This window comes from Cupriavidus sp. OV096, assembly GCF_900115455.1.
Lineage (GTDB): Bacteria > Pseudomonadota > Gammaproteobacteria > Burkholderiales > Burkholderiaceae > Cupriavidus.
In genome coordinates this window covers 122,095-135,637 of the sequence record NZ_FOWM01000003.1, presented here as the reverse complement: position 1 = coordinate 135,637, position 13,543 = coordinate 122,095, and the positions used below count along the sequence as shown (strand labels likewise).

The 13,543-nt window shown below is 64.3% G+C and carries 12 protein-coding genes and 1 tRNA gene; all 13 read right to left on the bottom strand.

Annotated elements, in window-relative coordinates; genetic code table 11:
- Window positions 1–66 precede the first annotated feature (66 nt).
- Window positions 67–1,131, bottom strand: coding sequence for an NADH-quinone oxidoreductase subunit NuoH (nuoH, locus tag BM115_RS07895; RefSeq protein WP_092292399.1), 1,065 nt, complete (start codon window positions 1,129–1,131; stop codon window positions 67–69).
- Window positions 1,132–1,149: 18 nt separating this feature from the next.
- Complete coding sequence (gene nuoG / locus BM115_RS07890) at window positions 1,150–3,522, bottom strand: NADH-quinone oxidoreductase subunit NuoG (RefSeq protein WP_092292397.1); 2,373 nt, start codon at window positions 3,520–3,522, stop codon at window positions 1,150–1,152.
- Window positions 3,523–3,534: 12 nt separating this feature from the next.
- Window positions 3,535–4,830, bottom strand: coding sequence for an NADH-quinone oxidoreductase subunit NuoF (nuoF, locus tag BM115_RS07885; protein ID WP_092292395.1), 1,296 nt, complete (start codon window positions 4,828–4,830; stop codon window positions 3,535–3,537).
- A gap of 1 nt (window position 4,831) precedes the next feature.
- On the bottom strand, window positions 4,832–5,329 hold the full coding sequence (gene nuoE, locus BM115_RS07880) for an NADH-quinone oxidoreductase subunit NuoE (protein ID WP_092293283.1): 498 nt from the start codon (window positions 5,327–5,329) through the stop codon (window positions 4,832–4,834).
- 225 nt (window positions 5,330–5,554) lie between these two features.
- A complete protein-coding gene (locus BM115_RS07875) occupies window positions 5,555–6,808 on the bottom strand; it encodes an NADH-quinone oxidoreductase subunit D (protein WP_092292393.1) in 1,254 nt (417 codons plus the stop codon).
- Between the two features lie 10 nt (window positions 6,809–6,818).
- Entirely contained in the window at window positions 6,819–7,421 is a 603-nt protein-coding gene (locus BM115_RS07870; RefSeq protein ID WP_092292391.1) for an NADH-quinone oxidoreductase subunit C, read from the bottom strand.
- 1 nt (window position 7,422) lies between these two features.
- Window positions 7,423–7,905 carry a NuoB/complex I 20 kDa subunit family protein gene (locus BM115_RS07865; protein ID WP_008643342.1) on the bottom strand — a complete coding sequence of 161 codons (483 nt, stop codon included), beginning with the start codon at window positions 7,903–7,905 and terminating at the stop codon, window positions 7,423–7,425.
- A 6-nt stretch (window positions 7,906–7,911) separates the two neighbouring features.
- Window positions 7,912–8,271 (bottom strand): NADH-quinone oxidoreductase subunit A, encoded by a 360-nt coding sequence (locus BM115_RS07860; protein ID WP_092292389.1) that lies wholly within the window; start codon window positions 8,269–8,271, stop codon window positions 7,912–7,914.
- Window positions 8,272–8,444: 173 nt separating this feature from the next.
- Window positions 8,445–8,529: transfer RNA gene (locus BM115_RS07855), tRNA-Leu, on the bottom strand.
- Window positions 8,530–8,718: 189 nt separating this feature from the next.
- Entirely contained in the window at window positions 8,719–9,084 is a 366-nt protein-coding gene (gene secG, locus BM115_RS07850) for a preprotein translocase subunit SecG (RefSeq protein WP_092292387.1), read from the bottom strand.
- Between the two features lie 49 nt (window positions 9,085–9,133).
- On the bottom strand, window positions 9,134–9,871 hold the full coding sequence (tpiA, locus tag BM115_RS07845) for a triose-phosphate isomerase (protein ID WP_092292385.1): 738 nt from the start codon (window positions 9,869–9,871) through the stop codon (window positions 9,134–9,136).
- 130 nt (window positions 9,872–10,001) lie between these two features.
- Window positions 10,002–11,006, bottom strand: a complete 1,005-nt coding sequence (locus BM115_RS07840; protein ID WP_092292383.1) for an NAD(P)H-quinone oxidoreductase — start codon at window positions 11,004–11,006, stop codon at window positions 10,002–10,004.
- 149 nt (window positions 11,007–11,155) lie between these two features.
- Window positions 11,156–13,318 (bottom strand): polyribonucleotide nucleotidyltransferase, encoded by a 2,163-nt coding sequence (pnp, locus tag BM115_RS07835; RefSeq protein ID WP_092292381.1) that lies wholly within the window; start codon window positions 13,316–13,318, stop codon window positions 11,156–11,158.
- Window positions 13,319–13,543: the final 225 nt, after the last annotated feature.

Below are 13,543 nucleotides of genomic sequence, written 5' to 3'. Positions count from 1 at the left end.
TTGCTTCCTAATTATTTCCGCGCGGCGCGCCCTGCCACTTGCAGCAGCGCGCCGTCGCCGGGCACATCAGTGCCAGATGTTCCACGGCGACTTGATCCAGATCGCCACGATGATCAGCCAGCCTACGGTCAGCGGAATGAAGATCTTCCAACCCAGGCGCATGATCTGGTCATAGCGGTAGCGCGGGAACGATGCACGGATCCAGATGAATACCGACAGCAGCAGGAAAACCTTGATCAGCAGCCAGAAGAAGCCCGGAATCCAGTTGGTCAGCGCGCTCGAGAACGGGGGCGCCCAGCCGCCAAGGAACATCAGCGCGGTCATCGTCGAGATGACGATCATGTTGATGTATTCGGCCAGGAAGAACAGCGCGAAGCCCATGCCCGAGTATTCGATCATGTGGCCGGCGACGATTTCCGATTCGCCTTCCACCACGTCGAACGGGTGACGGTTTGTTTCCGCCACGCCCGAGATGAAGTAGACGCCGAACATCGGCAGCAGCGGCAACCAGTTCCACGAGAGCACGTTGATGCCCATGTTGGCGAAGTAGCCGGTGTTCTGGCTGTTCACGATGGCCGACAGGTTCAGGCTGCCCGACACCATCAGCACCGTCACGAGCGCGAAGCCCATGGCGATTTCATACGACACCATCTGCGCAGCGGCGCGCATCCCGCCGATGAACGCATACTTCGAGTTCGAGGCCCAACCGGCCAGGATCACGCCATAGACGCCCACCGAGCTGATCGCCATCACATAGAGCAGGCCGGCGTTCACGTCGGCCATCACCACCTCGGCCTGGAACGGGATCACCGCCCAGATCGCCACGGCCGGCATCAGCACCATCAGCGGGGCCACCAGGTACATGCCCCGGCTGACCTGCGACGGCATCATGACTTCCTTGAGCAGCAGCTTCAGCACGTCGGCAATCGGCTGCAGCAGGCCGAGCGGGCCCACGCGGTTCGGACCGATCCGCACGTGCATCCAGCCAATCAGCTTGCGCTCCCAGAGAATCAGGTAGGCCACGCACAGCAGCAGCGGGACCACGATGACCACCGCGCGGATGAGAATCCACAGCGGCGTCCACGCGCCACCGAACACGGCCTGGCCTTGCGAGGTAATCCAATCGATCATGTTGCGTTCTCGCTCTTCTTATGCGGTGGCCGCCGGCGTTGCCGTGGCCTGCTGGCCCGGCAGCTCGATGGCTTTCTCGACGGTGACGTTACCGTACAGCGCACCCAGCGTCGCGGCGGCCACGGTAGCGGCCGGCACGCGCACGGTGTTGGCCGGCAGCGTGATTTCCAGTGCAGCCGGCAGCACCACGCTACCCTCGCCCTGCGTCACGCGCACCGGGTCGCCCACCTGCACGCCCAGCTTGTCGAACAGGTCCGACGACAGCGCCACCTGCATTGCACGGCGCGCAGCCGCGGTCAGCTGCAGCGAGTCGGCACGGCGCACGATCGGGTCGGCGTGGTAGATCGGTACATCGGCAATGCGCTCGATACCGTTGACGGCAGCTGCCGTCACGCGGATCGGGGCATCGGTGGTGTTATTCAGTTGCGGCGCCACCGGCTTGGCCAGCACTTCCTCGCGCACGGCTTCCGCCGTGTCGAAGTCGAAGCCCGGCACGTCCAGCAGGTTGCCCAGCACGCGCAGCACCTTCCAGCCCGGACGCGATTCGCCCAGTGCGCGCACCACGCCGTTGAAGCTCTGCGGCGTGCCTTCGGCATTGACGAAGGTACCGGCGGTTTCCGTGAACGGCGTCACCGGCAGGATCACGTCGGCGTACTGCATGGCCGCTTCCGAGCGGAACGGCGACAGCACCACGACCGTACCGGCCTGGTTTAGCGCAGCCAGCGCCTTGCGGGCGTCGGCGGTGTCGAACTCGGGTTCGGCGTTCAGTACGATATAGGCCTTGCGCGGCGTGTCGAGCATCGCCTGCGCATTGGCACCGCCTTGCTGCGGCAGCGCGCCAGCGATGTAGCCGCCGACGGTGTTGGCCGCTTCGGTCAGGAAGCCCAGCGTCGCGCCCGTTTCCGTGGCGATCCACTGTGCCAGCGCGTGCAGCGCCGAGAATTGCGGGTGGCGCACGGCCTCGTTGCCGAGGAACACCGCGCGGCGTTCGCCGGACAGCAGCGCTTCGGCCAGCTTGGCCGCGGCGTCGCCGCCATCGAAACCATCGGTACCGGCGGGAGCCGCCACGCCCTTGGCAGACGCCACGGCACGGGCCACACCGGCCAGGGCGGCGGTCCAGGCGGACGGGGCCACGTCGATGCGCGTTGCCGGCATCAGCAGGTCTTCACCGCCAGCGCCCAGCACCGTCAAGCGAGCGCCCTTCTTGCCAGCCTGACGCAGACGCGAGGCCAGCAGCGGGTGATCCTTGCGCAACGACGAACCAATCACGAGCACGCGTTGCAGCGTGGTCACGTCGGCCACCGGCATGCCGAGCCACGGCGTGCCCTTCAGGGCTGCCGAGAAATCGGTCTGGCGCAGGCGGAAGTCGATGTTGTCGCTGCCGAGGCCGCGCACCAGCTTGCCGAGCAGGTACAGCTCTTCGAGCGTGCTGTGCGGGCTGGCCAGCGCGGCGATCTGGTCGGCGCCATGGTCGCGCTTGATGCTCGCGAGGCCGTTGGCCACGTATTCCAGCGCGGTCTGCCAGTCGGTTTCCATCCATTCGCCACCCTGCTTCAGCAGCGGACGCACCAGGCGGTCCGGGCTGTTCAGGCCTTCATAGGCGAAGCGGTCCTTGTCCGACAGCCAGCACTCGTTGATCTCTTCGTTTTCCAGCGGCAGCACGCGCATGACGCGCTGGTTCTTGGTCTGGATCACGAGGTTCGCGCCCAGGCCGTCGTGCGGCGACACCGACTTGCGGCGCGCCAGTTCCCACGTACGGGCCGAGTAGCGGAACGGCTTGCTCGTCAGCGCGCCAACCGGGCACAGGTCGATCATGTTGCCGGACAGTTCCGAATCCACGGTCTGGCCGACGAAGGTCGTGATTTCCGAGTGCTCGCCACGGTTCAGCATGCCCAGTTCCATCACGCCGGCCACTTCCTGGCCGAAGCGCACGCAACGGGTGCAGTGGATGCAGCGGGTCATCTCCTCCATGGAGATCAGCGGGCCCACATTCTTGTGGAACACCACGCGCTTCTCTTCCTTGTAGCGCGACTCCGACGCACCGTAGCCCACCGCCAGATCCTGGAGCTGGCATTCGCCGCCCTGATCGCAGATCGGGCAGTCGAGCGGGTGGTTGATCAGCAGGAATTCCATCACGGACTTCTGGGCCTTGACGGCCTTTTCAGAGTTCGTGAAGACCTTCATGCCGGGCGTCACCGGCGTGGCGCAGGCGGGCAGCGCCTTGGGCGCCTTCTCCACTTCCACCAGGCACATGCGGCAGTTCGCCGCGATGGAGAGTTTGCGGTGGTAGCAGAAATGCGGGATGTAAGTGCCCAGCTTGCGGGCGGCTTCCATCACGAGGCTGCCTTCCGCAACCTCTACCTTCTTGCCGTCGATCTCGAGTTCAACCATGTTCTGCCACGCTTAAGAATGGGCCGGGACCATGCACTGCTTGTGTTCGACGTGATACTCGAACTCTTTCCAGTAGTGCTTGAGCATGCCGCGTACCGGCATCGCCGCTGCATCGCCGAGCGCGCAGATCGTGCGCCCCATGATGTTTTCCGCGACGTTGTTGAGCAGGTCCAGGTCTTCCTGGCGCCCTTCTCCGTGTTCAATGCGATTGACCATGCGATAGAGCCAGCCGGTGCCTTCGCGGCACGGCGTGCACTGGCCGCACGATTCTTCAAAGTAGAAATACGACAGGCGCAGCAGCGAGCGCACCATGCAGCGCGTTTCGTCCATGACGATCACGGCGCCCGAGCCCAGCATCGAGCCGGCCTTGGCGATCGAGTCGTAGTCCATGTCCGACGCCATCATCAGGTCGCCCGGCACCACCGGAGCGGACGAGCCGCCCGGAATCACTGCCTTGATGCGCTTGCCACCGCGCATGCCGCCAGCCAGCTCGAGCAGCGTCGAGAACGGCGTGCCCAGCGGGATCTCGTAGTTGCCCGGACGCTCGATGTCACCCGAGATCGAGAAGATCTTGGTGCCGCCGTTGTTCGGCTTGCCCAGCTTGAGATAGTTTTCCGGGCCCACTTCCAGCAGGAAGGGCACCGCGGCAAACGTCTCGGTGTTGTTGATCGTGGTCGGCTTGCCGTACAGACCGAAGCTCGCCGGGAAAGGCGGCTTGAAGCGTGGCTGGCCCTTCTTGCCTTCGAGCGACTCCAGCAGCGCCGTTTCCTCGCCGCAGATGTAGGCGCCGTAGCCATGGTGCGCATGGAGCTGGAAGTCGAAGTCCGAGCCCATGATCTTGTCGCCGAGGAACCCGGCCGCACGCGCTTCCTCGAGGGCTTCCTCGAAGATCTTGTACTCGTTCCAGATCTCGCCGTGGATGTAGTTGTAACCCACGGTGATGCCCATCGCATACGCGCCGATGGCCATGCCCTCGATCAGCGAATGCGGGTTGTAGCGGATGATGTCGCGGTCCTTGAACGTGCCCGGCTCACCCTCGTCCGTATTGCAGACGAGGTACTTCTGGCCCGGGAACGCACGCGGCATGAAGCTCCACTTCAGGCCCGTGGGGAAGCCAGCGCCGCCACGGCCGCGCAGGCCAGACGCCTTGACGTCCGCAATCACCTGCTCGGGCGGAATCTTCTCGGTCAGGATCCGGCGCAGCTGCTTGTAGCCGCCGCGCTTGACGTAGTCTTCGAGGTGCCAGTTCTTGCCGTCCAGGCCGGCCAGGATCAGCGGCTTGATGTGACGGTCGTGCAGAGAGGTCATGTTACTTGGCTCCCTTGGCAGCTTCGGTCTTCAGCTCGTCGACCAGCGCGTCGAGCTTGTCATTGCTCATGAAGCTGCACATACGGGTGTTGTTCACGATCATCACCGGTGCATCGCCGCAGGCGCCCATGCATTCACCCTCTTTCAGGGTGAAGCAGCCGTCGGCGGTGGTCTCGTTATAGTCGATGCCGAGCTTGCGCTTCAGGTAGTCGCCCGCGCGGTCGCCGCCGGACAGTGCGCACGGCAGGTTGGTGCAGACGGTGAGCTTGTACTTGCCCACCGGCTTGGTGTCATACATGTTGTAGAACGTGGCCACCTCTTCCACCCACACGGGCGGCATGTCGAGGTAGCTGGCGACGAACTGCATGACTTCGGGGGAAACCCAGCCCACCTCGCCCTGTGCCACGGCGAGTGCCGCCATCACGGCCGACTGTTTCTGGTCGGTCGGATACTTCGCGATCGCGCGATCGATTTCCTTGAGAGCTTCTGCTGATAGCATGGTCATTGCAGTAATACGGCGGACGCCGGCTCGCGGCCTCCGCTGGTTTGCAGCCGTCGCTGCCATGTTCCGCCGGCCAGGTCGCTCTGCGCCTCGCCGGTCCGTCGCAGGCATCGCCTGCCGCCCCCGTCACTCGCGGGGCCGGCCGCATGAACCCGAATCGTCGTCCGGGTGACGGCCTTTACGCCTGGGTGGAGACTCCCCGTCTCCGGATTCTCGATCGACTTAGCGGTCGATCTCGCCGAACACGATGTCCTGCGTCCCGATGATCGTCACGGCATCGGCGATCATGTGTCCCCTGGCCATTTCGTCCAGCGCGGCCAGGTGGGCAAAGCCAGGTGCACGGATCTTCAGACGGTACGGCTTGTTCGCGCCGTCCGAGATCGCATAGATACCGAACTCGCCCTTCGGGTGCTCCACCGCCGCGTAAGCCTCGCCAGCCGGCACGTGAATGCCTTCGGTGAACAGCTTGAAGTGGTGGATCAGCTCTTCCATGTTGGACTTCATGTCCACGCGCGAGGGCGGCGCCACCTTGTGGTTCTCGGTGATCACCGGGCCCGGGTTGCGGCGCAGCCAGTCCACGCACTGCTTGATGATCCGGTTCGACTGGCGCATCTCTTCCACGCGCACCAGGTAGCGCGCGTAGCAGTCGCCGCCGGTGCCAATGGGGATGTCGAAGTCGAGCTGGTCGTACACCTCGTAGGGCTGCTTCTTGCGCAGATCCCACTCGATGCCCGAGCCGCGCAGCATCGGGCCGGTAAAGCCCATCTGCAGTGCCCGCTCCGGGCTGACCACGCCGATGTCCACCAGACGCTGCTTCCAGATACGGTTATCGGTCAGAAGCGTCTCATATTCATCCACGTACGTCGGAAAACGATTCGTGAAGTCCTCGATGAAGTCCAGCAGCGAGCCCGAACGGGCTTCGTTCATCACCTTGATGGCACGCTCGTTGTGGATCTTCGACGCCCGGTATTGCGGCATCGTGTCAGGCAGGTCGCGGTAGACGCCGCCCGGACGGTAGTAGGCCGCGTGCATCCGCGCGCCCGACACCGCCTCGTACATGTCGAACATGTCCTCGCGCTCACGGAACGCGTAGAGGAACACCGCCATCGCGCCCACGTCGAGCGCGTGCGAGCCGATCCACATCAGGTGGTTCAGCAGGCGGGTGATTTCGTCGAACATCACGCGGATGTACTGCGCACGCACCGGCACCTCGAGGCCCAGCAGGCGCTCGATGGCCATCACGTAGGCGTGTTCATTGACCATCATCGACACGTAGTCGAGACGGTCCATGTACGGCACGCTCTGGATCCAGGTCTTCTGTTCGGCCAGCTTCTCGGTGGCACGGTGCAGCAGGCCGATGTGGGGGTCGGCACGCTGGATGACTTCGCCGTCCAGCTCGAGCACCAGGCGCAGCACGCCGTGCGCTGCCGGGTGTTGCGGGCCGAAGTTCAGGGTGTAGTTCTTGATATCTGCCATGACGTCGATCTCAGTGCTGCACGCCGCCGTAGTTTTCCTCGCGAATCACGCGAGGCGTGACTTCGCGCGGCTCGATCGTCACCGGCTGGTAGATCACCCGCTTCTGTTCCGGGTCGTAGCGCATTTCTACGAAACCAGAAACCGGGAAATCCTTGCGGAACGGGTGGCCGACGAAACCATAGTCGGTCAGGATGCGGCGCAGGTCCGGATGGCCTTCGAACACGATGCCGTAGAAATCGAAGGCTTCGCGCTCGAACCAGTTGGCCGAGTTCCACACGTCGATCAGCGACGGCACCACGGGCAGGTCGTCATCCGGCGCGAACACGCGCAGGCGCAGGCGCCAGTTGTGCGTGATCGAGATCAGGTGCGACACGGCCGCGAAGCGCAGGCCGTCCCAGGCGCCATCGGCGTAATCGGAATAATCGACGCCGCAGATATCCAGCAGCTGCTCGAAGCGCAGCGACGGTTCGTCGCGCAGCAGGCGGGCCACGTCGAGGTAGTCGTCGGCCTTGACGATCAGCGTCAGTTCGCCAACCGCTTCGACCAGGCTCTGCACGCGCTTGCCGAGAACCTTTTCGAGCGCGGCCTTGAGGGTGTCCAGGTTATTCGCCATGTCAGCCCTTGCGCGCAATGGTGTTGGTACGCTTGATCTTGTTCTGAAGCTGGATCACGCCGTAGATCAGCGCTTCCGCCGTCGGCGGGCAGCCCGGAACATAGATGTCGACCGGCACGATGCGGTCGCAGCCACGCACCACCGAATACGAGTAGTGGTAGTAGCCGCCGCCATTGGCGCACGAGCCCATCGAGATCACCCAACGCGGCTCGGCCATCTGGTCGTAGACCTTGCGGAGCGCGGGGGCCATCTTGTTGCACAGCGTGCCGGCCACGATCATCACGTCCGACTGACGCGGCGACGGGCGGAAAATCACGCCGAACCGGTCCATGTCGTAGCGCGCGGCGCCGGCATGCATCATTTCCACGGCACAGCAGGCCAGGCCGAACGTCATCGGCCAGAGCGAGCCCGTGCGGGTCCAGTTGATCAGCTTGTCAGCGGTAGTCGTGACAAAACCTTCGTTGAGAACGCCTTCGATTGCCATTTCACATCACTCCCAATCGAGCGCGCCCTTTTTCCAGATGTAGACGAAGCCCACGATGAATTCCAGCAGAAACACGCCCATGGCGATGAATCCCGGCCAACCGATTTCCTTGAGGGCGACACCCCACGGAAACAGGAAGGCAGTTTCGAGATCGAACAGGATAAAGAGGATGGCGATGAGGTAGTAGCGCACGTCGAACTTCATGCGCGCGTCCTCGAACGCTTCGAAGCCGCACTCGTAGGGCGACAGCTTCGCGGTATCAGGATTGTTGGGACCGAGTATCCGACCAATGGACATCAGTGCCACACCGAGCACGACGCCAAAGAGGATGAAGATGAGGACGGGGAAGTAGGCTTCGAGAGTCAAGATACGGCCAGCCTTATCTGGAATGTTGTCAACAGCACCAGCTGAAGCGGCGTCCTGTTGCCCACCCCAAGCGCCATCCCGTCTTAGCTACGGCGCCGCCTTGCGGACTGCCGGCGCCGCAATCCAAAGCATGGCCCGAGGGCCGGCTCCGGACGGACGCCGATCAAGTTGTTTGGTGCCGACGGCGAGACTCGAACTCGCACAGCTTTCGCCACTACCCCCTCAAGATAGCGTGTCTACCAATTTCACCACGTCGGCTGGGGGAGAAACAATATTGCCTTGCGCCGGGTTTTTACACCCTCCGGAGCCTGCGTGGAAGAAGCTTTCTTCCGCTTTGGGCCCCGTCGCTGGGGAATCGTTTCAAGCCTTGCATTCTAACCCAAGATCCCTGAATTGTTCAACGCACAACTTTAAAAAAACTCAGGAATCAGCCAGAACACAGGCGGATTATTTCGGTACAGCAGGACCTGCCGGAGCCGAGGCCGCAGCGGCCGCGGGCGCCGATGCACCAGCCGGCGCGGAGGCCGGCGTGGGCTGTTGCGCGGCGCCCATCACGCCCAGCGAAGCGCTGGGCTTGTAGTTGCCCAGCAGCGTCAAGCCCAGCGTGCAGACAAAGAACAACGATGCGAGCACGGCCGTGGTACGCGACAGGAAGTTCGCGGAGCCCGAGGCGCCGAACAGGCTGCCCGACGCACCGGAGCCGAACGCCGCACCGACATCGGCGCCCTTGCCGTGCTGCAGCAGGACCAGTGCGATCACGCCCAGCGCGGACAGGACCTGCACGATTACCAACAAAGTCTTGAAGATTGCCATTTGGTTGAATTCGTTTCGAACTTGCCTGATCAGACGATCGGAACCGGCATCAGGCGTTGCCGATCGCGAGGAAATCATCCGCCTTCAGCGAGGCGCCACCAATCAGGCCCCCGTCGATGTCGGACATGGAAAACAGTTCGGCCGCATTGTCCGGCTTCACGCTACCGCCGTACAGGATGGCCATGCGCGATGCCACGCCAGCGTCCTTGCCTGCCACCTGCCCACGCAGGACGGCATGCACGGCTTGCGCCTGGGCGCTGGTGGCGGTCTTGCCGGTGCCGATCGCCCAGACGGGCTCATAGGCCAGAACAATCCGACCCAGCTGCTCGATAGACAGCGTATCCAACACGGCTTGCAACTGACGACCGACCACGGCCTCGGTCTGCCCGGCCTCGCGCTCGGCCAGCGTCTCACCGACGCAGACCACGGGCACGATGCCAAATTCGAGCGCCCGTAGCGCCTTGGCCGCCACGGTGGTGTCGGTTTCGCCGTGATAGGTGCGACGCTCGGAATGGCCGACCAGCGCGTAGCTCACCCCGAACTCGGCCAGCATCGATGCCGCGACCTCGCCCGTGAAGGCGCCACGTGCTTCAGCCGACACATCCTGGGCACCCCAGGCCACTTGCGAGCCCGACAACAGCGTCTGGCACTGGGCAAGATAGGGGAACGGTGCGCAAACAGCCAGCGTCGCGCGGGCCGAAGCCGCCTTGATACCGTCGAGCAGCGCCGCATTGGCGGCCAGGCTGCCGTGCATCTTCCAGTTGCCGATGACCAGCTTTTGTCTCACAAGCGCCCCCTCTGAAATAAACCCGCTATTGTAGCGTGGCCGGAAGGGGTCCGCCACAACGGGCGGACAATTGCATACACGCCGCCGATCCGGCGCAACAGGACGCCCCGTCGCGCCGATCGGCCGTCCGTTACCAGGTCAGCACGATCTTGCCGATGTGCTCGCTCGACTCCATCAGGCGATGGGCGTCGGCAGCCTGCGCGGCCGGGAAGACCTGGTGGATCACCGGCTTGATCTTGCCGGCCGCCAGCAGCGGCCACACCTGCTGGTGCAGCGCTTCGGCAATCTTGCCCTTGAACGACGACGGACGGGGCCGCAGCGTCGAGCCCGTCACGGTGATCCGGCGGCGCAGGATGTCGCCCAGCGGAATCTCGGCCTTGCCGCCGCCCAGCAGGGCGATGATGACGATGCGGCCGTCATCGGCGATGCACGACAACTCGCGCGCCAGGTACGAGCCGGCCACCATGTCGAGGATCACGTCCACGCCCTGGCCTTCCGTCAGCGCCTTGACCTCGGCCACGAAGTCCTGGGTCTTGTAGTTGATCGCGCGATCGGCGCCCAAGTCCTCGCAGGCCTTGCACTTCTCGTCGCTGCCAGCCGTCACGAAGACCTTGAAGCCGAGCGCCTTGGCGATCTGGATGGCGGTCGTGCCGATACCGCTCGAGCCGCCCTGGATCAGCAGCGTCTCGTCCTTGCCGCGCGGGCCCTGGCCCAGCAGGCCACGGTCGAACACATTACTCCAGACCGTAAAGAAGGTCTCGGGCAGCGCGGCGGCCTCGATATCGGACAGGCCCGCCGGCACCGGCAGGCATTGCGCCACCGGGGCCGTGCACAGCTCGGCGTAGCCGCCGCCCTGCACCAGCGCGCAGACGCGGTCGCCCACCTTCAGGCCGAAGCGATTGTCGGCGTGCGACAGGTCGCCGCCCACCACCACGCCCGCCACTTCCAGGCCGGGCAGGTCAGAAGCACCCGGCGGCACCGGATAGTTGCCGGTGCGCTGGAACACATCGGGACGATTGATGCCGGCCGCCGCCACGCGGATCAGGACCTCGCCCGCCTTCGGCTCCGGATCGGGGCGCTCGGCCAGTTGCAGGACTTCGGGCGCGCCGTATTCACGGATCTCGATGGCTTTCATGATCGTTCCTCATCAGTGTGTCGTGCGTGGCATGCGGCCTGGGCAAACCCCATCCGCATGGAATGACCGGCAGTGTAAACAAAAAAGCGGCTGGACATCGCCAGCCGCTTTTTTGGTACTACGAGGACTACGGATACTGCCGAACCGGCTTACTGCTGGTCGGGCGAGGCCGGCGCCGCCGGGGCGTCGCTCTGGACGATCGGGCTGATGCTGCCGCCCTCTTCCGCCAGCGCTGCCTTCAGCGACAGGCGCAGACGACCCTTCTCGTCGGCCTGGATCAGCTTCACGCGCACCTGCTGGCCTTCCTTCAGCCAGTCCTTGATGTCCTTCACGCGCTCATTGACGATCTCGCTGATGTGCAGCAGACCGTCCTTGCCCGGCAGGATGTTCACGATGGCGCCGAAGTCCAGCAGCTTCAGCACGGTACCGGCGTAGATCTTGCCCACTTCGGCTTCCGCGGTGATGCCCTCGATGCGGCGCTTGGCTTCCGCCATGCCTTCGGTCGAGGTCGACGCGATCGTGATCGTGCCGTCTTCGCCGATGTCGATGGTCGTACCGGTTTCCTTGGTCAGGGCCTGGATGGTCGAGCCGCCCTTGCCGATGACTTCGCGGATCTTGTCCGGATGGATCTTCATCGTGATCATGCGCGGTGCGTGTGCCGACAGTTCGGTACGCGCATGGCCCATCGCGCCCTGCATGTTCTGCAGGATGTGGATGCGGCCTTCGCGGGCTTGCGCCAGCGCCACCTGCATGATTTCCTTCGTGATGCCCTGGACCTTGATGTCCATCTGCAGCGCGGTAATGCCCGCGTCGGTGCCGGCCACCTTGAAGTCCATGTCGCCCAGGTGATCTTCATCACCCAGGATGTCGGTCAGCACGGCAAACTTGTTGCCTTCGAGGATCAGGCCCATGGCCACGCCGGCCACGTGTGCCTTGACCGGAACGCCGGCGTCCATCAGTGCCAGGCAGCCGCCGCAGACCGAAGCCATCGACGACGAACCGTTCGATTCGGTGATTTCCGACACCAGGCGGATCGTGTACGCGAACTCGTCGTCCTTCGGCAGGACCGGAATCAGCGCGCGCTTGGCCAGACGGCCGTGACCGATTTCACGACGCTTCGGGCTACCCACGCGGCCCGTCTCGCCAGTGGCGAACGGGGGCATGTTGTAGTGGAGCATGAAGCGGTCGCGGTATTCGCCAGCCAGCGCGTCGATGATCTGCTCGTCGCTCTTGGTACCCAGCGTGGCCACCACCAGCGCCTGGGTTTCCCCACGCGTGAACAGGGCCGAGCCGTGCGCGCGCGGCAGCACCGACGAGCGGATCTCGATCGGGCGCACGGTGCGCGTGTCGCGGCCGTCGATGCGCGGCTCGCCGGCCAGGATCTGGCCACGGACGATCTTCGCTTCGAGGTCGAACAGGATGTTGCCGACTTCCACCTTCTCGGCTTCCACGCCAGCTTCGGCCAGACCAGCCGTCACCGAGGCGTAGACTTCCTTCAGCTTCTGGCTGCGGGCCGACTTCTGGCGCAGCTGGTAGGCTTCCTGCAGCAGCGGCAGGCCGATCTCGCCAACCTTGGCGATCAGCGGCTCGTTCTTGGCTGCCGGGGCCCAGTCCCACTCGGGCTTGCCGCCGTCGCGCACCAGGTCGTGGATCGCGTTGATGGCGATCTGCATCTGCTCATGGCCGTACACCACGGCGCCCAGCATCACTTCTTCCGACAGCTGTTGCGCTTCCGATTCCACCATCAGCACGGCACGCTCGGTACCGGCCACCACCAGGTCCAGGTCGGACGCGGCGATCTGCGAGCGGGTCGGGTTCAGCAGGTACTGGCCATCCTTGTAGCCCACGCGGGCGGCGCCCACCGGACCATTGAAGGGGATGCCCGACACGGCCAGCGCGGCGGACGCGCCGATCAGCGCGGGGATGTCGGCCGGCACTTCCGGGTTGATCGACAGCACGTGGATCACCACCTGCACTTCGTTGTAGAAGCCTTCCGGGAACAGCGGGCGCAGCGGACGGTCGATCAGGCGCGAGGTCAGCGTCTCGTTTTCCGACGGACGGCCTTCACGCTTGAAGAAGCCACCGGGGATCTTGCCGGCAGCGTAGGTCTTTTCGATGTAGTCGACGGTCAGCGGGAAGAAGTCCTGGCCCGCCTTCGGGCTCTTGGCGGCCACCACGGTGGCCAGCACCACGGTGTCTTCCACGTCGACGATCACGGCGCCGCCAGCCTGGCGGGCGACTTCGCCGGTTTCCATGCGGACCGTATGCTGGCCCCATTGGAATTCCTTGACGATCTTGTTGAACATGGTCATGAGCGTTTCCTTGATACATGCATGCGGGGCGCACACACGCGCGTCCCGCGACGCCTGCGCTCACAGCGGCAGGCGAACTGCCGGATTCATGCCGGTCGCAGTCTCAGGGAAGTGCTATGCCATTCCATCGCGGCACCACCAGGCTGGCGATGCGGCGATGGAATGACACAAAACCCCGGTTCCTTGGCCGACTCCGGTCACAGAGCAATATAAAGAGCGAGGTAA